The sequence below is a fragment of the Pseudarthrobacter sp. NPDC058196 genome (assembly GCF_042882685.1).
In the GTDB taxonomy this organism is placed as follows: domain Bacteria; phylum Actinomycetota; class Actinomycetes; order Actinomycetales; family Micrococcaceae; genus Arthrobacter.
Genome location: NZ_JBHVVN010000001.1, coordinates 193,954 through 217,671, shown reverse-complemented (window position 1 = coordinate 217,671; position 23,718 = coordinate 193,954). Strand labels below are relative to the sequence as shown.

Here is a 23,718-nt window from a genome sequence, read left to right as displayed (position 1 = left end):
TTCGGCTGCAGGACTACTCTGCGGCTTCGATCGGCGTGGAAACCAGCTTGCCTTCGTTGATCTCGCGCAGGGCGATCGAGAGCGACTTCTCGTTCAGCTTGGTGTCGACCAGCGGGCCGACGTATTCGAACAGGCCCTCGTGCAGCTGGGCGTAGTAGGCGTTGATCTGACGAGCACGCTTGGCACCGAAGATCACCAGGCCGTACTTGGAATCCGCTACCTTCAGCAGATCGTCGATCGGCGGGTTGATGATGCCTTCAAGGTTCGTAGACACGAATTTCTCCAAATTCCTAGCGGGCTGACGGTTCCGGCAGATGTGGATGCGGTGTCAGCCCCATGAGTGAAACAAGCTCGTCCGCTGCCCGGCGGACGTCATCGTTGATGACGGTGTGGTCGAACTCCGGTTCAGCAGCGAGTTCCAGTTTAGCGGTTTCCAGCCGGCGCTGCTGTTCCTCAGGGGTTTCGGTCCCCCGGCCCACCAGTCGCCGGACCATCTCGTCCCACGTGGGCGGGGCCAGGAAGACGAACTGTGCGTCCGGGACGGCTGCCTTGACCTGGCGGGCGCCCTGGAGGTCGATCTCCAGCAGGACCGAACGGCCCTCGGCGATCGCCCGGTTCACGGTGCTCTTCAACGTGCCGTAGGTGTTCTGGCCGTGGACCACAGCCCATTCCAGGAGGTCACCGTCGGCGATGAGCTGCTCGAACTCTTCCTTGGACTTGAAGAAGTAGTGGACGCCATCCTCTTCACCCGGCCGGGGGGCGCGGGTGGTGGCCGAGACGGAAAGCCAGACTTCGGGGTAGTTGTCCCGGATGTAGGTGGACACGGTGCCTTTGCCAACAGCCGTCGGACCTGCGAGGACTGTCAGTCCCGGTTTCTTGCTCACGAATTCCTTTTGCTGGAGGTGGGAAAGCGCAGGCGCCCGGCCTGCGCTAATGCTCGTCTATAAAATCTACCAGCGCCCGCCGCTGGTGGACGCCCAGTCCGCGGACCCGGCGGGACGCCGCAATGCCCAACTGCTGCATGATGGCCGCGGCCCGGACCTTCCCGATGCCGGGAAGGGCTTCGAGCAGTTCGGACACCTTCATCCTGGCCAGGGCGTCGTCCTCAAGGGCTGAGCCAATGATGTCCGCCGCGGACCTGTCCCCGTTTCGAAGGCTTTCCTTGGCCGCCGCCCGGGTGGCCCTCGCCGCTGCCGCCTTGCCCAGGGCCTCGGCCCGTTCAGTCGCAGATAAAGGTCGCAGGACCATCACGGACACCCCCGGAGTCGGCGGAATTCATCCAAGGGCGGCCGCCCTTGGACCTGTCCTGAAAATACCCTTTGGTGCAGCCCGAAGCAATGCATCCGGGCAATTGGCGGACTATTGTCCCTGCAGCCCGTCCAAGGTGCGCTGGGCGGCCTCCCGCAAACCGCCCTGCCGGGGCCCTGCCGAGAGGATGTCCCGGCTTGAGGTTCCCAGGACCAGGGGGTATGCGTCGCCGAACGTTGCCCGAAGGTCCGCCGGGGTTGCGCCCTGGGCTCCGAGGCCGGGCGCCAGGATGGGGCCGCGCAGTGCTGCCAGGTCCAGGTCCAGGTCCAGCAGGGCGCTGCCAACGGTTGCCCCCACCACGAGGCCCACGGACCCGAGGTTTCCCACGTAGCGGGCGTTCTCCCTGGCTGCGGCGGTGGTGATCCTGCGCGCCACCGAATCGCTGCCGCCGACGTGCTGGACGGACGCGCCTTCCGGGTTGGAGGTCAGGGCAAGGACGAACACGCCCCGGCCCGTCTCCGCGGCAAGGTCCAGTGCCGGCCGCAAGGACTCGAACCCGAGGTAGGGGCTAAGGGTGACCGAGTCCGCCGCGAGCGGGGAGCCGTCACGGAGCCAGGCGTCGGCGTAGGCGGCCATGGTGGAACCAATGTCCCCGCGCTTGGCGTCGGCGATGCTGAGCACCGACTGGTCGCGGGCTGCGGCCAGGACCTCCTCCAGCACGGCAATGCCGGCGGATCCGTGCCGTTCGTATAGCGCCACTTGGGGCTTCACCGCGGCAGCGAGCGGAGCCACGGCCTCAAGGACAGTCAGCGAAAACCGCCTCAGCCCTGCGGCGTCGTCGTCCAGTCCCCAGTTTTTGAGCAGCGCCGGGTGCGGGTCGATGCCCACGCAGAGCGGACCGCGGGATGCCATGGCGGCGCCCAGCCGGGAGCCAAAGGACTCCCGGCCGGCGCCCGGTACCTGCTCAGGCATGCTGCAGGGCCGCTTTCCGCTGCGACTCGGCAAGTGCTGCCGCGTGCTCCTGCAAGCTGGTGACGGACCACTCGTAGGTGCGCATGGCTTCGATGGCCTGGACGGCGGCGTTGAACTCGGCCACCGTGGTGATGCACGGGATGCCGATGGACGTGGCCGCGGCCCGGAGTTCGTAGCCGTCGCTGCGGGCTTCGCCGCCGGACGGCGTGTTGAAGACCATGTCGATCTCGCCCGCGACGATGAGGTCGGCAATGGTGCCTTCCCCTTCAGCGCTGCTGCCCTCGGCCACCTTCCGCACCGGGGTGGCCTGGATGCCGTTGCGGCGCAGGACATCGGCGGTCCCGCCGGTGGAGACGATCTCGAAACCGAGGTCCGAGAGCCGCTTGACGCCCATGATCACCGAGCGCTTGTCACGGTTGGCCACGGACACGAAGACCTTGCCCTCGGTTGGCAGCGCGTTGTTGGCACCTGCCTGGCTCTTGGCGAAGGCGGTGTCGAAGTGCTTGTCGATGCCCATGACTTCGCCGGTGGAGCGCATCTCGGGCCCGAGCAGGGAGTCCACCACCTTGCCCTCGAGGGTCCGGAACCGGCTGAACGGCAGCACGGCTTCCTTGACGGCCACGGGGGCGTCCAGGGGCAGGGTGGAGCCGTCACCGGTTTCGGGCAGCATCTTGTAGGCGCTGCGCAGCTGGTTGATGGTCACGCCGGTGCCGATCAGTGCGGCGGCCTTGGCCATCTGGACGCCGGTGGCCTTGGACACGAACGGGACGGTCCGGGAGGCGCGCGGGTTGGCTTCCAGGACGTACAGGACGTCCGAGGCCAGCGCGAACTGGATGTTGATCAGGCCGCGCACGCCCACGCCCTCGGCGATGGCCCGGGTGGCCACGCGGACCCGTTCGATGACGTTGCTGCCCAGGGTGATCGGCGGCAGGACGCAGGCGGAGTCACCGGAGTGGATGCCGGCTTCCTCGATGTGTTCCATGATCCCGCCCAGGTACATGTCGGTGCCGTCGAAGAGGGCGTCGACGTCGATCTCGACGGCGTCCTCCAGGAACCGGTCGATCAGTACCGGGTGGTCCGGGGTGATCTCGGTGGCGTTGGCGATGTAGCGGGAGAGGTTGGGCTCGTCGTAGACGATTTCCATGCCGCGGCCGCCGAGGACGTAGGACGGGCGGACCAGGACGGGGTAGCCGATCTCGTCAGCGATCTTCTTGGCGTCCTCGAAGGAGACGGCCGTGCCGTTCTTCGGTGCCACCAGGCCGGCCTTGTCCAGCACGCGGGAGAAGGCGCCACGGTGCTCGGCGAGGTCGATGGCCTCCGGTGAGGTACCCAGGATGGGCACGCCGGCGTCGGCGAGCTGCTGGGCCAGCTTGAGCGGGGTCTGGCCACCGAGCTGGACAAACACGCCCATGACGCCGCCTGTGCGTTCCTCGGCTGCGATGACCTCCAGGACGTCCTCGAGCGTGAGGGGCTCGAAGTACAGCCGGGTGGAGACGTCGTAGTCGGTGGAGACGGTTTCCGGGTTGCAGTTGACCATGACGGTCTCATAGCCGGCCTTGCGCAGCGCCATGGACGCATGGACGCAGGAGTAGTCGAACTCGATGCCCTGGCCGATGCGGTTGGGGCCGGAGCCGAGGATCAGGATGGACGGCTTGGAGTGCAGCGCAACCTCGTCCTCCTCGTCGTAGGCCGAGTAGTGGTACGGCGTGTACGCGGCGAACTCGGCGGCGCAGGTGTCAACGGTCTTGTAGACCGGGCGGATGCCCAGGGCCTGGCGGACGCCCCGGACCACAGCCTCCGGGTTGTGGGTGAGGGAGCCGATCTGCTCGTCCGAGAACCCGTGGCGCTTGGCGCGCTTGAGCATGTCCGCTGTCAGCGCACCGGCCTGGCGGATTTCATGGGAGATCTCGTTGAGCAGCTGGAGCTGGTCAAGGAACCAGGGATCGATCTTGGTGGCTTCGAAAAGTTGCTCCACGGTGGCCCCGCCCAGGAGGGCGCGCTGGACCTGGTGCAGGCGCTCGGTGGTGGGCCGTTTGGCCTTTTCGATGAGTTCGGCCACTTCCCATTCCGGGACGCTGCTGAAGTCCAGCTGCGAGCCCTTCTGTTCCAGGGAGCGCAGTGCCTTCTGCAGTGCTTCGGTGAAGTTGCGGCCCATGGCCATGGCCTCGCCCACCGACTTCATGGTGGTGGTGAGGGTGTTGTCCGCCGCCGGGAACTTCTCGAAGGCGAAGCGCGGGACCTTGACCACCACGTAGTCCAGGGTGGGTTCGAAGGACGCGGGGGTCTTCTGGGTGATGTCGTTGGGGATCTCATCCAGGGTGTAGCCGAGCGAGAGCTTGGTGGCGATCTTGGCGATCGCGAACCCGGTGGCCTTCGACGCCAGCGCCGACGAGCGGGAAACGCGGGGGTTCATTTCGATGACCACCACGCGGCCGGTGGCGGGGTCGATGGCGAACTGGATGTTGCAGCCGCCGGTATCGACGCCCACTTCGCGGATGACGGCGATGGCGACGTCGCGCAGCTTCTGGTACTCGCGGTCGGTGAGGGTCAGCGCCGGAGCCACGGTGATGGAGTCGCCGGTGTGCACGCCCACGGGGTCGAAGTTCTCGATGGAGCAGACGACAACCACGTTGTCGTTCTTGTCCCGCATCATTTCGAGTTCGTATTCCTTCCAGCCCAGGATGCTCTCTTCGAGCAGGACCTCGCTGGTGGGGCTGTACTGCAGGCCCTGGCCGACGATGCGGCGCAGGTCGTCCTCGTTGTAGGCGAGGCCGGAGCCCAGGCCGCCCATGGTGAAGGACGGGCGGACCACCATCGGGTAGCCCAGGTCCTCTGCTGCCGCGAAAGCCTCATCCATGGTGTGGATGATGTGGCTGCGGGCGGATTCAGCACCGCAGCGCTCCACCACGCCCTTGAACTTCTCACGGTCCTCGCCGAGCTCGATCGCGGCGATGTTCGCACCGATCAGTTCCACGTTGTACTTCTCCAGCACGCCGTTCTTGTCCAGGGCGATGGCGGTGTTCAGTGCGGTCTGGCCGCCGAGGGTGGGCAGTACGGCGTCGGGCCGTTCCTTGGCGATGATCTTCTCCACCACCTCGGGGGTGATGGGTTCGACGTAGGTGGCGTCGGCGAACTCGGGGTCGGTCATGATGGTGGCCGGGTTGGAGTTCACGAGGATGACGCGCAGGCCTTCCTCCTTGAGGACGCGCAGGGCCTGCGTGCCGGAGTAGTCGAATTCCGCAGCCTGGCCGATGACGATCGGGCCGGAACCAATGACGAGGACGCTTTTGAGGTCTGTACGTTTCGGCATTACTTCTTGTCCTCGGTCTTGTTGTCGGTTGCAGTCTTGGTGTCAGTGTTCCTGGTGTCCGCCATCAGGTCGATGAAGCGGTCGAACAGGTACGCGGCGTCGTGCGGGCCGGCGGCCGCTTCGGGGTGGTACTGCACGGAGAACGCCGGGATATCCAGGCAAGCGAGGCCTTCCACGACGTCGTCGTTCAAGCTGATGTGGCTGACTTCCACCCGGCCGTACCGTGATTCCGGCGCCTGGGTGGCGCCGTCGAGCGGGGCATCCACGGCGAAGCCGTGGTTCTGGGAGGTGATTTCGACCTTGCCGGTGCGTCGGTCCATCACGGGCTGGTTGATGCCGCGGTGTCCGTAGCGGAGCTTGTAGGTGCCAAAGCCCAGAGCCCGGCCCAGGATCTGGTTGCCGAAGCAGATCCCGAAGTACGGCAACTTTTCGTCCAGTACCGAGCGCAGGAGGCTGACCTGGGCGTCTGCGGTGGCTGGGTCGCCGGGGCCGTTGGACATGAAGAAACCGTCGGGGTTGACGGCCTTGACGTCGTCAAGGGTGGCAGTGGCAGGCAGCACGTGGACGCGGACGCCCCGCTCGGCGAACCTGACTGGGGTCATGGCCTTGATGCCAAGGTCGATCGCCGCGATGCTGAAGCGGGGTTCGCCCTCCCAGCCGTGGTCCTTCGGTTCCACCACATAGGCTTCGTCGACGCTGACCTCCTCTGCCAGGCGCGAACCCTCCATGGGGGCGCTGGCCAGGACGGCGTCGAGCAGTTCCTTGTCCGTGGCCTCTGCCGCCTCGCCGGAGAAGATGCCGGCGCGCATGGTCTTGTGTTCGCGCAGGTGCCGGGTGATGGCGCGGGTGTCCACGCCCTGGATGCCGACGATGCCCTGGGCCACCAGTTCTTCGTCAAGGGAGCGCTCGGAGCGCCAGTTGGAGGGCCGGCGGGCGGCGTCCCGGACAATGTAGCCGGCCACCCAGATCCGCCGGGACTCGGCGTCTTCGCTGTTCACACCGGTGTTGCCGATGTGGGGTGCGGTCTGCACCACGAGCTGGCGGGCGTAGGACGGGTCCGTAATGGTTTCCTGGTAGCCGGTCATGCCGGTTGCGAAGACGGCTTCGCCCAGGGCGGTGCCGGTGGCGCCGTAGCTGGTGCCTCGGAAAATGCGGCCGTCTTCGAGAACCAGCGCAGCGGGGGCTGACACAGGAGCGGAGGTGGTTGCTGTCAATGTATTCGCTTTCACTGTCTTACTTTCCACTGGTGGCACCAGCCGCTGGGGCTGACGAAATCAATTCCTGAAGGGCTTGGTACAGCACGTCTTTGTCCGCGGCGCGGCGGGTCCGGAATCCCGTGTCGAGTTCGTGCGCGCCGAGCGTCCAGGCCAGCACAAGCAGGCCGTCCTTCTCGACGAACTTCCCGGCCATGCCGCTCTCCTGGCGGACACCGGCCAGCGAAGCGGCCGGGATGTAGAGCGCCGGCGCTCCGGACCGTTCGTAGAGGACGCCATGCGGGTACGCCGCGAGGGTTGCGTTGGTGCGGATGCCCAGGCCGTGGACGGCGATCCGGTCAAGCCAGTCGCCGGCGGTCGTGGTGGCAACGTACTGCCCTTCGGCGACGGCGACCGGTTCACCGGGTGCCGCAGGCACCGGGGGCAGCTGTTCGACGTCGGACTGGCGCTTGAGCCGGTTCCGCCAGCCGAGCCACATCATCACCAAGACGACGGCGATGATCGCCACGGTGAGCACGCCGGACAGGAGTTTGGTGTCCATCAGGCGACGCCTGCCGTGGTGGCTGCGGCGTCGGGGTGGGGCGTGTTCAGGGCACCCTCGAGCACCGTGGGGTGTCCCTTGTAGAAGGTGGCCACCACCTTGCCCGGCAGTTCCCTGCCCTTGAACGGCGAGTTGCGGCCCATGGTGGCCATCGCGAACGGATCGACGGTCCAGCGGGCTGCCGGGTCCACCAGGATGAGGTTGGCGGGTTCGCCCGCTTCGATGGGCCGGCCCTGGTCAGTGAGCCGCCCGATCTTCGCGGCGGCCGTGGACGTGACCCTGGCGAAATCCGCCCATGTCATCAGCCCGGTTTCGATCATGGCGTGCTGGACGACGGAGAGGGCGGTCTCCAGTCCGGTCATTCCCATTGCGGCCTGCGCCCATTCACATTCCTTATGCTCGCTGGGATGCGGTGCATGGTCGGTACCCACAACGTCGATCGTGCCGTCTGCGAGTCCGGCACGCAATGCCTGGACGTCTGCGTCGGTCCGCAGCGGCGGGTTGACCTTGAAGACGGGGTCGTAGCTGCGCACGAGGTCATCGGTGAGCAGCAGGTGGTGCGGGGTCACCTCCGCTGTGACGTCGATGCCCCGTTCCTTGGCCCACCGGATGATTTCCACGGAGCCGGCCGTGGAGACGTGGCAGACGTGCAGCCGCGAGCCGACGTGCTGGGCCAGCAGGACGTCCCGGGCGATGATGCTTTCCTCGGCGACCGCGGGCCACCCGGTCAGGCCGAGGACCGCGGAGACGTCGCCCTCGTTCATCTGCGCCCCGGCGGTGAGGCGGGGTTCCTGTGCGTGCTGGGCCACCACGCCGTCGAACGCCTTGACGTATTCCAGCGCCCGGCGCATCAGGACGGGGTCGTGGACGCAGATGCCGTCGTCGGAGAACATCCGGACGCGGGCGCGGGAATCGGCCATGGCGCCAAGCTCTGCCAGCTGCTCCCCCGCCAGTCCCACCGTGACGGCCCCGACCGGGCGTACGTCCACCCAGCCTGCGGCGCGGCCCAGGGTGTAGACCTGTTCGACGACGCCGGCGGTGTCCGCGACCGGGGTGCTGTTGGCCATGGCGTGGACGGCGGTGTAGCCTCCCAGCGCTGCTGCGCGGGTTCCGGTTTCGACGGTTTCGGCATCTTCCCGGCCGGGTTCGCGGAGGTGGGTGTGGACGTCCACCATGCCGGGCAGCGCCACGAGGCCGGCGGCGTCGATCACCGTGGCTCCGCCGGCGGCCAGGGCCTGGCCGATTTCGGCGATGATGCCGTCGCGGACCAGCAGGTCCGAGGCTTCGCCGCCGAGGATGGAGGCGCCCTGGATGAGGTAGGTTCCGGTGGTGGTCATCAGATGCTCTCCTTGAGGGGCGGGGCGGCTGTGTAGGCCGGGGTCCGGGTTGCGGCTGGTTCGCGGGAATCCCCGGAGAGCAGCAGGTACAGTGCCGCCATCCGGACGGACACGCCGTTGCGGACCTGGGCCAGGACGGTGGACCGGGGTGAGTCGGCGGCGGCGGCGCTGATTTCCAGGCCGCGGTTCATGGGCCCGGGGTGCATGATGATGGTGTCCGTCATGCCGAGGTCGTCCAGGGCGCGGAGACGGTTGTCGTCGAAGCCCCAGCGGCGGGAGTATTCCCTGGTGCTGGGGAAGAACGAGGCGTTCATGCGTTCGCCCTGGACGCGGAGCATCATGACCGCGTCCACGCCGTTTGCCAAAGTTTGGTCGAGGTCGTAGCTTACGCTGCAGGGCCATTGTTCGACGCCGACCGGCAGCAGCGTGGGCGGCGCCACCAGGGTGACCTCCGCACCCAGGGTACGGAGCAGCCAGACGTTGGACCGTGCCACGCGTGAATGCAGGACATCGCCTACGATGGCCACGCGCAGCCCCTTGAGGTCGGTACCCTGCGACGCCGTCCCTGCCAGCCGCGCCCAGTGCCGGCGCATGGTGAAGGCGTCCAGGAGGGCTTGGGTGGGGTGTTCGTGGGTGCCGTCACCGGCGTTGATGACACCGGCGTCGATCCAGTCCGTTGCAGCGAGCCGGTGCGGTGCGCCGGACGCCCAGTGGCGGATGACGACGGCGTCGGCCCCCATGGCGGACAATGTCTGGGCGGTGTCCTTGAGAGATTCTCCCTTGGATACCGAGGACCCCTTCGCGGCGAAGTTGATCACATCGGCAGACAGCCGCTTGGCCGCGGCCTCAAAAGAGATGCGGGTCCGGGTGGAGTCCTCGAAGAAGAGGTTGACTACCGTGCGTCCGCGCAGGGCCGGGAGTTTCTTGACTTCCCGCTCCCCCACGGCCGACATTTCCTCGGCGGTGTCCAGGATGCGGATGGCGTTCGAAAGGCTGAGGTCCTGGGTGGACAGGAGGTGTTTCATGCGCCGCCCTCGATCACGACTTCGTTGACCGGGTTTCCACCCTCTGGCGTGTCGGTCTCTTCGAGCCGGACCCGTACCTTTTCGGCTGAGGACGTGGGCAGGTTCTTGCCGACATGGTCAGCACGGATGGGAAGTTCGCGGTGGCCCCGGTCGATCAGGACTGCAAGCCGGACGATGCGCGGGCGGCCGAGGTCCACGAGGGCGTCCAGGGCGGCACGGATGGTGCGTCCCGAGTACAGGACGTCGTCGATCAGCACCACCACCTTGTTATCGATCCCTGTCCGGGGCAGTTTGGTGGGGTACGGCGGCCGGGTCCCCTGATGGGAAAGGTCGTCGCGGAACATGGTGACGTCCAACTGGCCCACGATGGCGGCGGCGTCCACGGTGGCGTCGGCAGCAGCGATTTTTTCGGCCAGCCGGACAGCCAGCGGGTAACCGCGGCGGGGAATGCCCAGCAGGACCAAGTCCCGGGATCCCTTGTTGGCCTCGAGGATCTCATGGGCGATACGAGTGAGTGCCCGGTCAATGTCCGCCTGGCTGAGGACAACCCTGGCTGGAACCGGTGCGCTGGTGACAGAAGTCAACGCTCGTCTCCCCTTTCCCCGCCTCACAGGACGGAATTAAAAAAGGAACATTTGCTGTTCAAAATTACCACATGGCCTTCCGGTGCATGCTCCCGGGGGAACGCGTTGCTGATCACATCGGCTGGCTTGGGTTAGCGGTTCCTTGGCGCTCCGACGGCCCCCGCCTAGGCTTTCCGGTATGCCGACGTATCCGCAGCAACCAACACCCGGGCTCCCCGACCACCCCTACCGCGAAGCGCCCGGGCCGCTCCCACGGCAGGCCAACCCCAGCTGGATGGGCCAGGTCCATCCAGGACATTACCGCGCGGCACCGGGTCATGGCGGCCAGCCCTTGGCCACCGTCGGCCCACCGGCACCGGGGACTGTCCAGCGGGCCTCCCGGGCGCGGAGCGGGCTGGCGGGGCTGTCCATAGCAGGCGGTGTCCTCGCGTTCCTGAGCCTGTTCCTGGTGGTCCCGTTCCTGCTGTCCAATACCGGCGCAGGCGGATTCCTGATCGGGTTCCTCGCGTCATTGGTCCCTTTGTCGGTGGTCCTGGCGGCGGTCCACATAATCGACAGATGGGAACCGGAGCCCAAACGGCTGCTGTTGTTCGCCTTCCTGTGGGGCGCCGCGGTATCCGTCGCCGTGACCCTGCTCATCCAGCCGTTCTTCGTCATCGCGTTCCAGTTCACGGACCAGCCGGACCTGCAAACGTATATGGCCACCGTGCAGGCGCCCGTCGTAGAGGAATTCGCCAAGTCCCTGGGCCTGCTGATCATCCTGCTGGCAGCGCGGCGGCAATTCGACGGGCCCGTGGACGGCGTCGTGTTTGCCTTCACCATCGCCGGCGGGTTCGCCTTCACCGAGAACATCCTCTACTTCGGCAGGGCCGTGGCCGAATCGGCCTCGCCGGCCGGCGACCTGGCCCAGATCTTCTTCCTCCGCGGCGTGATGTCGCCCTTCGCGCACGCGATCTTCACCGGAACCACGGGACTGGTGATGGGGTTCGCCGCGCGGAAGTGGCATACCGGAGCCTCCGTGGGAGCGTTCCTCGTGGGGCTGCTGCCGGCGATGTTCCTGCACAACAGGTGGAACAGCATGGGCGGGGGCTTCCTGCTGGACTACATCATGGTCCAGGTTCCGATCTTCCTGCTCGCGGTGGCGGGCATCGTCTTCCTTCGGGTTGCCGAGAAGCGGCTGACCCGGCAGCGCCTGCTGGAGTATTCGGCCGCAGGCTGGTTCACGCCGGACGAGGTCCAGCTCCTGGCGACCGCGGCCGGAAGGCGTACGGCCTTGTCCTGGGCCGCCAGCTCGGGCCGGAAACCTCAGATGAAGCAATTCCTGAAGGCGGCCACACAGCTCGCGAATATCCGCCAGCGGATCCTGAGCGGGCGGGATGTGCCCCTTCACCAGGCCGAGGAGCGGCAACAGCTCCAGCGGATCCTGGAGCTCCGCGCGGTCATCGCCGGGTGAGAACGCAGAAGGGGCCCGCCGGTTGTCCGGCGGGCCCCTTCTGCGTTCAATTGATGCCGCGAGCCTGGTCTCCAGGCTAGGCGAGCAGCGAGGGCTTCAGCTGCTGCAACCGGCCCAGCAGTCCGTTGATGAACTGCGGTGACTCATCCGTGGACAGCGTCTTGGCCAAGGCAACGGCCTCGCTGACCGCCACCCCGTCAGGGACGTCGTCGTTGTACAGGAGCTCCCAGGTACCGATGCGCAGGATGATGCGGTCCACTGACGGCATCCGTTCCAGGCTCCAGCCCTGCGAGTAGGTCTCCAGGAACTCATCAATGGCTGCCTGCTGGGACACTACGCCCTCAACGATTTCCAGGGTATAGGGGTTGACCACCTGGTCGGTCTTTTCCCGGCGCGCACGAAGCACGTCAAACGCCGAAACAGAGCGCTGCTCCGCCTCGAACAGAACATCCAGTGCCCTGTTGCGGGCTTTACCGCGGGCGCTCACTACTCGGTGACCCGGCCCAGGTAGCTGCCGTCACGGGTGTCCACCTTGACCTTGGTGTTGTTCTCGATGAACAGCGGCACCTGGATCTCGTAACCCGTTTCCAGGGTGGCAGGCTTAGTGCCGGCGGACGAGCGGTCACCCTGCAGGCCCGGCTCGGTGTAGGTGATTTCGAGGACGACGCTCGGCGGCAGTTCGATGTAGAGGGGGTTGCCGTCGTGGATGGCAATGTTCACCATCTGGTTCTCAAGCATGAAGTTGGTGGCGTCCCCCACCGTGGCACCGGAAACGGTGATCTGGTCGTAGTCGGAGGTGTCCATGAACACGAAGTCTGCGCCGTCCTGGTACAGGTACTGGTAGTCGCGGCGGTCGACGGTGGCCGTCTCAATCTTGAGGCCGGCGTTGAAGGTCTTGTCGACAACCTTGCCGGACATCACGTTCCGCATCTTGGTGCGGACAAACGCGCCGCCCTTGCCGGGCTTGACGTGCTGGAACTCGATGATGTTCCACAACTGGCCCTCAAGCTTCAGGACCGTTCCGTTCTTAATGTCGTTAGTGGTTGCCACTGGTTTCCTCTGGTTTCTTTATCTGGCCGTTTGGGCCAGGTGCTGTATGCCGGGCGGGCAAACCAAAGCGGCCCGCCTGCACGTGTTTGTCAAAAATCGCGTGGATGCAAAAATTCCACAACCATTCTACCGGTAAATACCGGGCAGCCTGTCCGCTGCCGCCTCAGCAGGCCAATTCCAGGATGTCCCGCGCACGCTGCAGCGCCACGGTGGAGGAATAGATCTGGGCAGCATCCGCGGACTGAGCCACCCGCAAGTCCAGCGCCTTGGAGAAAGACTCCACGGCGGCGGAGGTCTGGCCCGCTGCGTATTGTGCCTTGCCCAGGAACTGAAGTGCCAGCGCTTCCCGGGGCGTGCCGTGCACCTCTGCCAGGAGCTGCCGGAACAGATCAATGGCGCGGTCCATCCGGTGGGTGACGCTCAGTACCTCGGCTTCAAAGACGCGCAGCCGGAACGATTCAGGGTCCTTGAACCGTGCTTCGGCCAAGAGTTCAGCCGCTTCGGAAGCGTGGCCATCGACCAGCAGGACAAAAATATGGTCGGCAGGGTCAGTGGAGGCTGCCAGGGCCTCCCGGACGGCGTCCTGATTGACTATCTGGGGCATCAAGGTATCCGGATTGATGCGGATACCGGGAAATCCTGCCTGGGGCCAGTCGGCGGTGCCGGTCATGTCGCCCTGCATCAGGACGCAATTTCCTGGTAGGCGGCGAACAGCAGCGAGGTGTCCGGCACGTCCAGTATGCCCGGCTTGGCGATTCCGTCCAGCACCACGAAGCGCAGCAGGTCGCCGCGGGACTTCTTGTCGCGGCGCATCCCGTCCAGCAGCCCCTGCCAGCGGTCCCGGCGGTAGGTGACCGGCAGCCCGAGTCCGTCCAGAATGCTCCGGTGCCGGTCGGCGTCGGCGTCGCTGAGCCTGCCCACGCTGCGGGCAAGTTCGGCCGCGAACATCATGCCCACGGACACCGCGGCGCCGTGCCGCCACGAGTAACGCTCCACCAGCTCGATGGCGTGGCCCAGGGTGTGTCCGTAGTTCAGGATTTCCCGGAGCCCGGATTCTTTGAGGTCCTCGGACACCACCTTCGCCTTGACGGCGATGGCGCGTTCAATCAGCTCACGCAGGGCGTCCGAGCGGGGGTCCACCACCGCGGCCGGGTCTTTCTCCACGAGATCGAGGATGGCGGGGTCGGCAATGAAGCCGCACTTGATCACCTCGGCGAGCCCGGAAATGATCTCGTTCTTCGGCAGTGTGTCCAGCGTGTCCAGGTCCGCCAGGACGGCCGCGGGCGGGTGGAACGCCCCCACCAGGTTCTTCCCCTCGGCGGTGTTGATGCCGGTTTTGCCGCCCACGGACGCGTCGACCATGCCCAGCAGGCTGGTGGGCATGTGGATGACCTTGACGCCGCGCAGCCAGGTCGCGGCGACGAAGCCGGCGAGGTCGGTGACCGCGCCCCCGCCCACGGCCACGATGGCGTCCGAACGGGTGAAGTCGTTCTGGCCCAGGACCTGCCAGCAGAATGCCGCAACCTGGATGTGCTTGCCTTCCTCGGCGTCAGGGATTTCCGCTGTAAGCGAGGTGAAGCCGGCCTCGGCAAGCTCGTCGCGGACGGTGTCGCCAGTGAGGCGCAGCGCGCGGGGGTGGATCACCAGGACCCGGCGGACGCGTTCACCCAGCAGGGCGGGAAGTTCACCAAGCAGGCCGCGCCCGACGACGACGCCGTAGTTGTTTCCGGCACCTTCGCCGGTGACGTTGATGACTGTTGATTGCGTGTTCACTTCTCAACTTCCTGTTTGGCAGCTGCGTGGTGCCGCAGTGCTGCTTCCAGCCGTCCGCCGAGCTCGGGTATGGAGCCGTGCCGGACGTCCAGGGTAATGTCAGCCAGCCTCTCGTAGACCGGCCTGCGGGTGGCGAACATTGCTGTCCAGCGGCCCATGGCGTCGCCGGCGAGGAGTGGCCGCCCCGAGTTCCGGGCGATCCTGTCTGCCACCGTATCCGCGTCGCATTCGAGGTAGACCACGGTGCAGCGGCCCATGAGCTGCTGCGTCCCGGAGTCGAGCACGGCCCCGCCGCCAAGCGAAATCACCGTGGTGGTCTCTGCCGCTTCCTCAACGGCGTCGGCGACGGTCCGGGCTTCGATTTCCCGGAACGCGTGCTCACCGCGCCCCGCGAAGATATCGGCGATGGAGCCGTGCCCGGCGACGATGACGGCGTCCGTGTCAATGAAGCGGGCGCCCAGCTGCTGTGCCAGTTGCTGGCCTATGGCCGATTTGCCGACGGCCATGGGGCCGATGAGCACGATCGGCCGGCCGCCTGCGGGGCCGGTACTGCTGTGATGGAGCACTACTGGCCGATCGAGTCCAGGGAAGCCGGGATGTTGTCCAGGTAACCCTTGATGTTGCGGGCGGTTTCCGCCACGGAGTCACCGCCGAACTTCTCCATGACGGCTTCGGCCAGGACCAGGGCCACCATGGCCTCGGCCACGACACCTGCGGCCGGGACGGCACAGACGTCGGAGCGCTGGTGGTGTGCCTTGGCCGGTTCACCGGTGCTGACGTCGATGGTGCGCAGGGCGCGCGGCACGGTGGCGATCGGCTTCATCGCGGCACGGACCCGGAGGACGTCGCCAATGCTCATACCGCCTTCGATGCCGCCGGCGCGGTTGCTGGCGCGGCTGATCCGGCCCTTGCCGTCACGGACAATTTCGTCGTGGGCGGCCGAACCGCGGCGCGCAGCGGTCAGGAACCCGTCGCCCACCTCCACGCCCTTGATGGCCTGGATTCCCATGAGCGCCGCGGCCAGCCGGGCATCGAGCCGGCGGTCCCAGTGAACGTAGCTTCCCAGTCCCGGCGGAAGCCCGTAGGCGAGGACTTCCACCACGCCGCCGAGCGTTTCGCCTTCTTTGTGTGCGGCGTCCACCTCGGCAACCATGGCGTCGGAGGTTTCGCGGTCGAAGCAGCGCAGAGGATCGGTGTCCAAGGCGATGACATCGCCGGGCAGCGGCAGGGGCCTGCCTTCGGGCACGGTGACGCTGGCGATGGATACGGTGTGGCTGACCAGTTCGATCCCGAGGTGCCGGAGGAACCGGGCCGCCACGGTGCCGAGGGCCACCCGGGTTGCCGTTTCGCGGGCGCTTGCGCGCTCCAGGACGGGACGGGCCTCATCGAACCCGTATTTCTGCATGCCGGTGAAGTCGGCGTGGCCCGGTCGGGGCCGCGTCAGCGGTGCGTTGCGGGCCTGGTCGGCGAGGATTTCAGGATCCACGGGGTCGGCAGACATGATCTGCTCCCATTTGGGCCATTCGGTGTTGCCCACCTGGATGGCGACGGGACCGCCCTGGGTGCGGCCGTGCCTGACACCGCCGAGGATGGTAACCACGTCCTGCTCGAACTTCATCCGTGCGCCGCGGCCGTAGCCGAGCCGGCGGCGGGCCAGGGAGTCTGCGATGTCCCCGCTGGTGATTTCCACACCAGCGGGGACGCCCTCAATAATTCCCATCAAAGCCGGGCCATGGGATTCACCGGCAGTCAACCAACGCATAATTTCCATCCTGCCACGTAGGGCGGTCACAACGCCCGTCGGGCAAGGCCGACTGCGTCACACATCACATCTATGACAGCTGCGTTAACGTCTTCCCCGCGCCGGGTGAAAAGCCGCACCTGCTCCACCGCCTGGTACAGCAGCATCTCCAAACCGGGCACCACGCGGCCGCCGCCGGCCTGCCACACCGAGGCCACCAGGCTGGGCCAGGGATCGTAGGCGACATCCAGGAGGACACCCGGCGTCGGTGTCTTCAAGGCGGCGATTCCGGCGGCGAGCCCGTCGGCCGCGCGTGGCGGCAACGTGGAGATGACGACGTCGGCTTCCGACGTCGGGCGGGCGGCGGCGGTGAGGGGACGGACTTCCAGCGCGACGCCCAGGCTGCCGGCAGCGGCCCGGACGTCCGACGTCCGCGCGGCATCACGGACGAAGACCTGAACCGCAGGGGTGCCGAGTTCCTTCAGGGCAGCAACAGCCGACGCCGCCGTGCCGCCGCCGCCGAGGATGACGGCGGTCGGCGCCGCAGCAGTCCCGGCGTGGCGAAGGGCGTTGACGATCCCGGCGACGTCGGTGTTGGAACCCACCATCTTGACCGTTCCTCCAGACTCCTCGAAGGTGACCGTGTTGACCACGCCCAGGGTCTGCGCCACTCCCCTGACTTCGTCCACCTCATTGAGCATGGCGGTCTTGAGCGGCATGGTAACGGAGAGCCCGCGCCAGCCGGCCTGGTTCCGGATCTGGCGCATGAAGGACGGCAGCAATTGCTCGGTGACGTCGATGGCCGTGTAGCTGATGGCCGCATTCAGCCGCTCATACGCCGAAAGGTGCAGCGCGGGAGACTTTGAGTGGCTGATCGGGTGGCCCAGGACGGCAGCCCGCAGGCTCATGTGCAGCGGCCCGCGTTGGCCTTGCACCACGCGTTGTACTGCTCCACGTAGGCGTTGTGTTCGGCCAGGGTCTTCGCGAACTTGGTTTCCTTGGTGTCCAGGTTGACGGTCACCCAGTACAGGTAGTCGTTGGATTTGGGCTTTGCGGCTGCGTCGATGGCAGTCTTGCCGGGAGAACCGATCGGGCCCGGCGGGAGTCCGGGGTTGGCGTAGGTGTTGTACGGGTTGGACTTGTCCTTGCGCTGTTCATCCGTGAAGTTGAAGCTCTTCGTGCCCAGGCCGTAGGTCACCGCCGAGTCCACCTGGAGGAAACCGCCGGTCTGGTCGTTCGGCTTGAGCCTGTTGTAGATCGCACCCGCCACGTCGCCGTAATCAGCCTGGCCGCCCTCGGCCTGGACAATGCTGGCCACAATGACGGCCTCGTACTGCTTGGCGGGGTCGGTGATTCCCTGGGACACCAGCTCGTCGGTGGTGGCTTTCACGAGGGACTGCAGGATGTCCTTGGCAGGGGTTCCGAGGGGGAAGCGGTATTCGCCGGGCGCGAGGTATCCTTCGAGGTTCTTAGCGTTCGCCGGCAGGCCAAACTGGGCAGGCTGGTTACTTAGGGCCTGGAGCTGCTGCACGGAAACTCCAGAACCCTCCGAAATGGCCTGCAGCGACTCTCCGATCCGCAGGCCTGCGCTGAGGGCGAAGTAGATGACCTTGGACTTGTCCTTTCCGGCAAGGACGTCGACGGCGTCGGCGTTCTTCATTTCAGTCTTGAAGACATAGTCGCCCGGCGACAGCGTTGCGCCGGATGCATGGAACGCCTGCATGAAGGTGTCGGCGTTGGCGACGACCCGCTGGTTCTCAAGGTCGGCAGCAACCGAGCGGGTACCCTCCCCGCTTGCCACGGTTACGTGGACCTCTCCGGTCCCCGGACCCGGGAAGTCCGATGGCTTGCCGCTGCCGAGGAGGGGCTTGAGGAACTGGGCGCCCACGGCCACGGCGGTCACGAACACAGCCAGTGTCAGGAACAGTGCGAGCAACCTGCGCCGGCGCCGGACCTTTTTCGAGGGCCGGGGCACTACCTGGGCTGCCGAGGACACGGGAAGCAGCTCGTGGACTGCATCCGTGTGGCCAGCGTCCGGATGCGCATCCTCGTGGTACCCGGCGTCGTATGCAGGGTCGTCGGGAATCTCCCCGTAATGGAGCCCGTCGGCGTCATGGTGCCCGTCGGTGAAGGGGGCGTGGTCCGGGTGGTGGGCAACGTCGTCGTGGTGCCGTAGGTCCCGGTGGTGCGCAACGTCCGCGTAGGCGTACGCGTCCCCATGGTGCTCCGCGTCCCGGACGTGGGCCAGGTCGTCGTGCTGGTGTACGTCGTCGTCAACCTGCACGTGGTCATGGGCCGCAACGGCGTCGTCGTGGGTGCCGGCCGAATGCTCGTTGCCCCAGGCACCATCAAGGTGGGAATCACCGGCAGGCCGTCCGTCCTGGATGGACGGTGGCGCTTGGGGAGCAGCCGGCACGTCACCGGCGTCGGGAAGCGGAGCGAAGGTTGGTTCGGCGGCGGAAGCAGCGGCTGCCGGCGGCGTGACGGGAGGCGGCGGGACCTCGCCCGTCTCATAAGCCTGCTCAGGGACGGCGTCGTGGCCACCGGTATTGAGGCTCTTCTCGCGTGCGCGCAGTTCCTTGCGGGTCAACGGCCTCGCGGCCCCGGCATCCTGCGGGCCGGAAGTGTCGTCAATGTTGGCAGGGCTCACTGTTGCCTTCCATTATCTGAAGATTGGGCCGTGTCTGCGGAGGCGGCGCGGACTGGTTCGTCCACCCCACCGGCCCCCAGGTCCACGGTCGGGGATGGCGCTGTCACGCGTGAGCCGACATCCGCTCCCCTGGCTTTCTGCATGTCGATGGCGTGCTGAAGGATACCCGCCGCCGCGACCTGATCAACTACTTTACGGTGGTTCCTGCTGCTCATGCCAGCTTCGTGCAGGTTCCGGTGCGCCGTGACGCTGCTCAGCCGCTCGTCCACGAGGTTCACCGGGACCGCCAAACCGCGGCCGGAAAACTCGGCGACCAGCAGCAGGGCGTAGTCCGTGGCCATCCTGGCTGAGGCGTGTTCCTCCCCCTTCATGGTGCGTGGCAGCCCCACGAAAACCTGGACGGCTCCAAGTTCCTCCGCCAGGTTGGCGATGACCCGCACATCCGAGTTCTTCTTGGCGTTCCGGTCAAGTGTCTTGTACGGCGTGGCCAGGATCGCATCGCGGTCACACATGGCCACCCCGACCCGGACGGTGCCCACGTCCACCCCCAGTTTGACGCCCTGGGGGTAGCCGCCGGCAGCTGCAGGATTGTTCATGGCAGGATTAGCGCGCCGAAATGGCGTTGACGACGGCGGCCAGAGCGGCGCCAACCTTTCCGGCGTCGGTCCCTCCACCCTGGGCGACATCGTCCTTGCCGCCACCGCCACCGCCGAGCACGCCTGCGGCGACGCGGACCAGCGCACCCGCTTTGACGCCGGCTTCCCGGGCTGCCTCATTGGTGGCGACCAGGATCAGCGGACGGTCGTTGGCCACACCCGCGACGGCAACCGCGGAGGGCGCCGACCCGAGCCGGTTGCGCAGGTCCAGGGCCAGGCCCCGGAGGTCGTCCGCTCCGCTGACGGTGCCGGCGTCGTGGGCCAGTACCTTTACTCCGCCGGCGTCCTTGGCGGTGTCCACCAGCTGCGCGGCCGAGGCGGCCAGCTGTTCCTTGCGGAGCCGGTCCAGTTCCTTCTCCGTGGCCTTCAGCTTGGCCAGCGTGGCGGAAATCCTGTCGGCGAGCTGGCCGGACGGGACCTTCAGCAGGTCCGTCAGTTCGGTCACCAGGGCCCGCTCGGCGGCAAGGTGGCGGAAAGCCTCCATGCCCACGAAGGCTTCCACGCGCCGGTTGCCTGAACCGACGGACTGTTCGCCCAGGAGGGACAGGCTGCCGATCAGCGAGGTGTTGGCAACGTGGGTGCCGCCGCAAAGCTCGCGCGACCATGCGCCGTCGATTTCCACCACGCGCACTTCGCTGCCGTAGTTCTCGCCGAAGAGGGCCATGGCCCCCATGGCTTTGGCCTCGGCCAGGCCCATGATCTTCGTTTCCACCGCGTAGTTGTTGCGGATGGCAAGGTTGGACACCTCTTCGATTTCAGAACGCGTCGCGGTGCTCAGGCCTTCGCCCCAGGCAAAGTCGAAGCGCAGGTAGCCGGCCTTGTTGAAGGAGCCACGCTGGGTGGCCTCCGGCCCGAGGATCTGGTGCAGGGCGGCGTGCACGATGTGCGTGCCCGTGTGGGCCTGCTCTGCTGCATGCCGGCGTTCACGGTCGACGGCGGCGCGCACCAGCGAGTCTGCACCAATCTCGCCTTCGCGGACAACTGCTTTGTGGACGCTCAGCCCCTTGATGGGGCGCTGGACGTCCAAGACCTCGACGACGAACCCGTCACCGGTGATGAGGCCGGTATCGGCAGCCTGGCCACCGGCCTCGGCGTAGAACGGGGTTTCGGCGAGCACCAGTTCGATTTCGTCGCCGGTGGCAGCTTGCTGGACCTTGCGGCCGGCGCTCAGGAGGCCGCGGACACGCGACTCGCCCTCAAGTTCGGTGTAGCCGGTGAAGACCGTCTCACCCTGGCCCAGGAGCTCCTGGAAGACGGTGACGTCGGCGTGGCCGCCCTTCTTGCCCTTGGCATCTGCCTGCGCACGCTGGCGCTGTTCCTGCATCAGGCTGCGGAAGGCCGCCTCGTCAACCTTCAGGCCCGCCTCTTCGGCCATCTCGAGCGTGAGGTCGATGGGGAAGCCGTAGGTGTCATGCAAGGTAAAGGCATCCTCGCCGGACAGCGGCTTGTGGGCAGCCTTGGATTCCTTCACCGCGTCCTCCAGCCGCGCAGTGCCGGACGCAATGGTGCGCAGGAACGCTTTCTCCTCGGCGTAGGCGATCCGGCTGATCCGTGCGAAGTCGGTGTCAACCACGGGGTAGACGCCCTTCATGGCATCCCGCGAGGCCGGCAGCAGTTCCGGCAGGCAGGCCTGTTCGACGCCCAGCAGGCGCATGGAGCGCACGGCGCGCCGGATCAGGCGGCGCAGGACGTAGCCGCGGCCCTCGTTGGACGGGGTGACGCCGTCGGAGATCAGCATCAGGGCCGAGCGGATATGGTCGGCCACAACGCGCATCCGGACGTCGTCCGTGTGGTGGGGGTCCTCGGGAGTCTCAGCGGAGGTGTATTCCTTGCCGGAGAGTGCCGCGGCTTTGTCGATGACAGGCCGGACCTGGTCGGTCTCGTACATGTTCTCGACACCCTGCAGGATCATGGCGAGGCGTTCCATGCCCAGGCCCGTGTCGATGTTCTTCTTGGGCAGCTCACCCACAATGTCGAAGTCCACCTTGGAACGCACGTTCTCGATCTGGTACTGCATGAACACGAGGTTCCAGATCTCGATGTAGCGGGTCTCGTCAGCCAGCGGCCCGCCTTCGATGCCGTAGGCCGGTCCGCGGTCGTAGTAGATCTCCGAGCAGGGCCCGGCCGGACCAGGCTGGCCGGTGGACCAGTAGTTGTCCGACTTGCCCATGCGCTGGATGCGTTCAGCGGGGACGCCGGTGTTCTTGAGCCACAGTTCCTCGGCTTCGTCGTCCTCTTCGTAGACGGTCACCCACAGCCGCTCGGGCGGAAGGCCGTAGCCGCCGTCGTCAACGCCGGTGGTGAGCAGCTCCCAGGCGAACTTGATGGCGTCTTCCTTGAAGTAGTCGCCGAACGAGAAGTTGCCGCACATCTGGAAGAAGGTGCCGTGCCGGGCCGTCTTGCCCACTTCTTCGATGTCACCGGTGCGGATGCACTTCTGCACGCTGGTGGCACGGGAGTAGGGCGGTTCCTCACGGGCGGTGAGGTAGGGGATGAACGGGACCATGCCGGCCACCGTGAACAGCAGCGAGGGGTCGCTGGAGACCAGCGATGCGGAGGGAACCGCCGTGTGGCCCTTGCTGACAAAAAAGTCCACCCAGCGCTTTGTGATCTCCTGCGACTTCATGAGCTGTTTTCTTACCCTTCGTGGTCCGCGGCTCCTGCCGGGCGCGGAAAGTTAATTCAGGTGGCGGGTTCCAGGATCGGTTCCCGCCGGTTGTCGTTGGCTGCCGTTGCATGCCCAGCGGCTCAGCGGCGTACCAGCTCCGCGGAGTCGACGCCCAGTGCGGCGCGGAGGTCGGTCTCACGCTCGCGCATCCCGGCGCGGACGGCGTCGGCGAAGTCGTACACGCCGTCTGCCAGGCGCCCAACAGCACGGTTGAGGCCTTCGGGCCCGAGGTTGGCCTGCGCCTCAGTGACTTTACGGAACGCGATGACGCCGATGGCCACGCCAATTCCCATCCAAACAATTCTTTTCATGTTCGTTCTTTTCGAATCTAGCGGCTGCGGCGGCCGGCTGCGGGCTTCCTGCGGTTCGCGAAGGCGCTGCGAACGCCGTAGCTGAACGCCGCCACCTTGATCAGCGGCGAACCCACCGTGGCGGCGACCAGCGAGGACAAGGCGGAAATGTTGGCGGACGCATCCGAGACGTTGGACGAGATGCCGTCGACCTTCTTCAACTGCTGGTTGGTGGTCGACACGGTGGCGGTGACCTCGTCCATCAGGGGCGTGGCGCCGTCACTGATGGATTTTATGGCGGTGCGCACCTCGTCGAAGACACTTCCCAGCTTCAGGATGGGTACCGCGAGCAGCAGCACCAGGAGCGCGAACACCCCGGCAGCGATCAGGCCGGCAATATCGCCACCAGACATAGACGTTCATCTCCTCGAAATTCCGTGGTCGGGTTCCATCCTGGCCGGACCCGGAAGGCCCGATGCGCAGATGTCCCCCAAGTACCTTACATACAAAGAAGCCCGTGGCGCTTGCCACGGGCTTCTTTGGATACGCTGCTGGGATTTAGCGTGCGTAGAATTCGACGACGAGCTGCTCTTCGCAGGTCACCGGGATTTCCGAACGCTTGGGGCGGCGGACCAGGCGGGCCTGCAGGGCTTCCAGCTTGACGTCCAGGTAGGCCGGAACGGCAGGCAGGACGTCGCGGTGGGCACCGGCGGCGGCAACCTGCAGCGGAACCATGGTCTCGCTGCGGCTGTGGACGTGGACCAGCTGGCCCTCGCCGACGCGGAACGACGGACGGTCAACGCGGACGCCGTCAACCATGATGTGGCGGTGCACAACCAGCTGGCGGGCCTGGGCGATGGTGCGGGCGAAGCCGGCACGCAGGACCAAGGCGTCAAGGCGCATTTCGAGCAGTTCGATGAGGTTTTCACCGGTCAGGCCCTTGGTGCGGCGGGCTTCCTCGAAGGCACGGGTCATCTGTGCTTCGCGGATGCCGTACTGGGCACGCAGGCGCTGCTTTTCGCGCAGGCGGACGGCGTAGTCGGAGTCCTGCTTCTTGCGGGCGCGGCCATGCTCACCGGGGCCGTACGGGCGGCGCTCCATGTACTTGGCGGCCTTGGGGGTCAGAGCGATGCCGAGGGACCGCGAGAGGCGGGCCTGACGGCGAGCACGAGTGTTGTTAGCCACTTGTGTCCTTCCAATATCTGC

At 66.5% G+C, this 23,718-nt stretch carries 24 protein-coding genes; 1 reads left to right on the top strand and 23 read right to left on the bottom strand.

Annotated features, from left to right (window positions below):
• Positions 1-13 precede the first annotated feature (13 nt).
• The 10 genes from rpoZ to pyrR all read right to left on the bottom strand — a co-directional run bounded on the left by rpoZ (position 14) and on the right by pyrR (position 10,231).
• The gene (gene rpoZ, locus ACFVVC_RS01045) at positions 14-274 is read right to left on the bottom strand and encodes a DNA-directed RNA polymerase subunit omega (protein ID WP_026264487.1); all 261 of its coding nucleotides are present in this window, start codon (positions 272-274) and stop codon (positions 14-16) included.
• A gap of 16 nt (positions 275-290) precedes the next feature.
• Entirely contained in the window at positions 291-884 is a 594-nt protein-coding gene (gene gmk / locus ACFVVC_RS01040; RefSeq protein ID WP_387448040.1) for a guanylate kinase, read from the bottom strand.
• 46 nt (positions 885-930) lie between these two features.
• Positions 931-1,248, bottom strand: coding sequence for an integration host factor, actinobacterial type (gene mihF, locus ACFVVC_RS01035; RefSeq protein WP_026264488.1), 318 nt, complete (start codon positions 1,246-1,248; stop codon positions 931-933).
• A gap of 111 nt (positions 1,249-1,359) precedes the next feature.
• Entirely contained in the window at positions 1,360-2,220 is an 861-nt protein-coding gene (pyrF, locus tag ACFVVC_RS01030) for an orotidine-5'-phosphate decarboxylase (protein ID WP_387448038.1), read from the bottom strand.
• Positions 2,213-5,530, bottom strand: coding sequence for a carbamoyl-phosphate synthase large subunit (gene carB, locus ACFVVC_RS01025; protein ID WP_387448037.1), 3,318 nt, complete (start codon positions 5,528-5,530; stop codon positions 2,213-2,215). Before carB ends, pyrF begins: the two co-directional genes overlap by 8 nt.
• Positions 5,530-6,783 (bottom strand): glutamine-hydrolyzing carbamoyl-phosphate synthase small subunit, encoded by a 1,254-nt coding sequence (gene carA / locus ACFVVC_RS01020; RefSeq protein WP_387448036.1) that lies wholly within the window; start codon positions 6,781-6,783, stop codon positions 5,530-5,532. Before carA ends, carB begins: the two co-directional genes overlap by 1 nt.
• Complete coding sequence (locus tag ACFVVC_RS01015; protein WP_387448034.1) at positions 6,764-7,285, bottom strand: hypothetical protein; 522 nt, start codon at positions 7,283-7,285, stop codon at positions 6,764-6,766. The genes carA and ACFVVC_RS01015 overlap by 20 nt, the downstream gene beginning before the upstream one ends.
• Complete coding sequence (locus ACFVVC_RS01010) at positions 7,285-8,622, bottom strand: dihydroorotase (RefSeq protein ID WP_387448032.1); 1,338 nt, start codon at positions 8,620-8,622, stop codon at positions 7,285-7,287. The genes ACFVVC_RS01015 and ACFVVC_RS01010 overlap by 1 nt, the downstream gene beginning before the upstream one ends.
• Positions 8,622-9,647 (bottom strand): aspartate carbamoyltransferase catalytic subunit, encoded by a 1,026-nt coding sequence (locus ACFVVC_RS01005; protein WP_387448030.1) that lies wholly within the window; start codon positions 9,645-9,647, stop codon positions 8,622-8,624. Before ACFVVC_RS01005 ends, ACFVVC_RS01010 begins: the two co-directional genes overlap by 1 nt.
• On the bottom strand, positions 9,644-10,231 hold the full coding sequence (pyrR, locus tag ACFVVC_RS01000) for a bifunctional pyr operon transcriptional regulator/uracil phosphoribosyltransferase PyrR (RefSeq protein WP_387448028.1): 588 nt from the start codon (positions 10,229-10,231) through the stop codon (positions 9,644-9,646). The genes ACFVVC_RS01005 and pyrR overlap by 4 nt, the downstream gene beginning before the upstream one ends.
• 178 nt (positions 10,232-10,409) lie before the next feature.
• Between pyrR and ACFVVC_RS00995 the strand changes: the two genes are divergently transcribed.
• The gene (locus ACFVVC_RS00995) at positions 10,410-11,684 is read left to right on the top strand and encodes a PrsW family intramembrane metalloprotease (RefSeq protein ID WP_387448027.1); all 1,275 of its coding nucleotides are present in this window, start codon (positions 10,410-10,412) and stop codon (positions 11,682-11,684) included.
• A 76-nt stretch (positions 11,685-11,760) separates the two neighbouring features.
• Here ACFVVC_RS00995 and nusB read toward each other — a convergent pair whose 3' ends face one another.
• The 13 genes from nusB to rpsD form a co-directional block, all read right to left on the bottom strand.
• A complete protein-coding gene (gene nusB, locus ACFVVC_RS00990) occupies positions 11,761-12,171 on the bottom strand; it encodes a transcription antitermination factor NusB (protein WP_018761427.1) in 411 nt (136 codons plus the stop codon).
• A complete protein-coding gene (gene efp, locus ACFVVC_RS00985; RefSeq protein ID WP_018761428.1) occupies positions 12,171-12,734 on the bottom strand; it encodes an elongation factor P in 564 nt (187 codons plus the stop codon). The genes nusB and efp overlap by 1 nt, the downstream gene beginning before the upstream one ends.
• 163 nt (positions 12,735-12,897) lie before the next feature.
• The gene (locus ACFVVC_RS00980) at positions 12,898-13,416 is read right to left on the bottom strand and encodes a tetratricopeptide repeat protein (RefSeq protein WP_387448024.1); all 519 of its coding nucleotides are present in this window, start codon (positions 13,414-13,416) and stop codon (positions 12,898-12,900) included.
• Positions 13,416-14,507: a 3-dehydroquinate synthase gene (aroB, locus tag ACFVVC_RS00975; protein WP_387448022.1), complete on the bottom strand. Its 1,092-nt coding sequence runs from the start codon at positions 14,505-14,507 to the stop codon at positions 13,416-13,418. Before aroB ends, ACFVVC_RS00980 begins: the two co-directional genes overlap by 1 nt.
• Entirely contained in the window at positions 14,504-15,073 is a 570-nt protein-coding gene (locus ACFVVC_RS00970; protein WP_387448021.1) for a shikimate kinase, read from the bottom strand. The genes aroB and ACFVVC_RS00970 overlap by 4 nt, the downstream gene beginning before the upstream one ends.
• A complete protein-coding gene (aroC, locus tag ACFVVC_RS00965; RefSeq protein WP_387448864.1) occupies positions 15,073-16,272 on the bottom strand; it encodes a chorismate synthase in 1,200 nt (399 codons plus the stop codon). Before aroC ends, ACFVVC_RS00970 begins: the two co-directional genes overlap by 1 nt.
• 23 nt (positions 16,273-16,295) lie before the next feature.
• A complete protein-coding gene (locus ACFVVC_RS00960) occupies positions 16,296-17,156 on the bottom strand; it encodes a shikimate dehydrogenase (protein ID WP_387448019.1) in 861 nt (286 codons plus the stop codon).
• Positions 17,153-18,898 (bottom strand): endolytic transglycosylase MltG, encoded by a 1,746-nt coding sequence (gene mltG / locus ACFVVC_RS00955; RefSeq protein ID WP_387448017.1) that lies wholly within the window; start codon positions 18,896-18,898, stop codon positions 17,153-17,155. Before mltG ends, ACFVVC_RS00960 begins: the two co-directional genes overlap by 4 nt.
• Complete coding sequence (gene ruvX / locus ACFVVC_RS00950; protein ID WP_387448015.1) at positions 18,895-19,494, bottom strand: Holliday junction resolvase RuvX; 600 nt, start codon at positions 19,492-19,494, stop codon at positions 18,895-18,897. Before ruvX ends, mltG begins: the two co-directional genes overlap by 4 nt.
• Positions 19,495-19,501: 7 nt before the next feature.
• Entirely contained in the window at positions 19,502-22,180 is a 2,679-nt protein-coding gene (gene alaS, locus ACFVVC_RS00945; RefSeq protein WP_387448013.1) for an alanine--tRNA ligase, read from the bottom strand.
• Between the two features lie 122 nt (positions 22,181-22,302).
• Positions 22,303-22,533 carry a DUF6167 family protein gene (locus tag ACFVVC_RS00940; protein ID WP_243835433.1) on the bottom strand — a complete coding sequence of 77 codons (231 nt, stop codon included), beginning with the start codon at positions 22,531-22,533 and terminating at the stop codon, positions 22,303-22,305.
• A 17-nt stretch (positions 22,534-22,550) separates the two neighbouring features.
• On the bottom strand, positions 22,551-22,925 hold the full coding sequence (locus ACFVVC_RS00935; protein WP_018761438.1) for a DUF948 domain-containing protein: 375 nt from the start codon (positions 22,923-22,925) through the stop codon (positions 22,551-22,553).
• A gap of 145 nt (positions 22,926-23,070) precedes the next feature.
• On the bottom strand, positions 23,071-23,697 hold the full coding sequence (gene rpsD / locus ACFVVC_RS00930) for a 30S ribosomal protein S4 (protein ID WP_009357431.1): 627 nt from the start codon (positions 23,695-23,697) through the stop codon (positions 23,071-23,073).
• Positions 23,698-23,718: the final 21 nt, after the last annotated feature.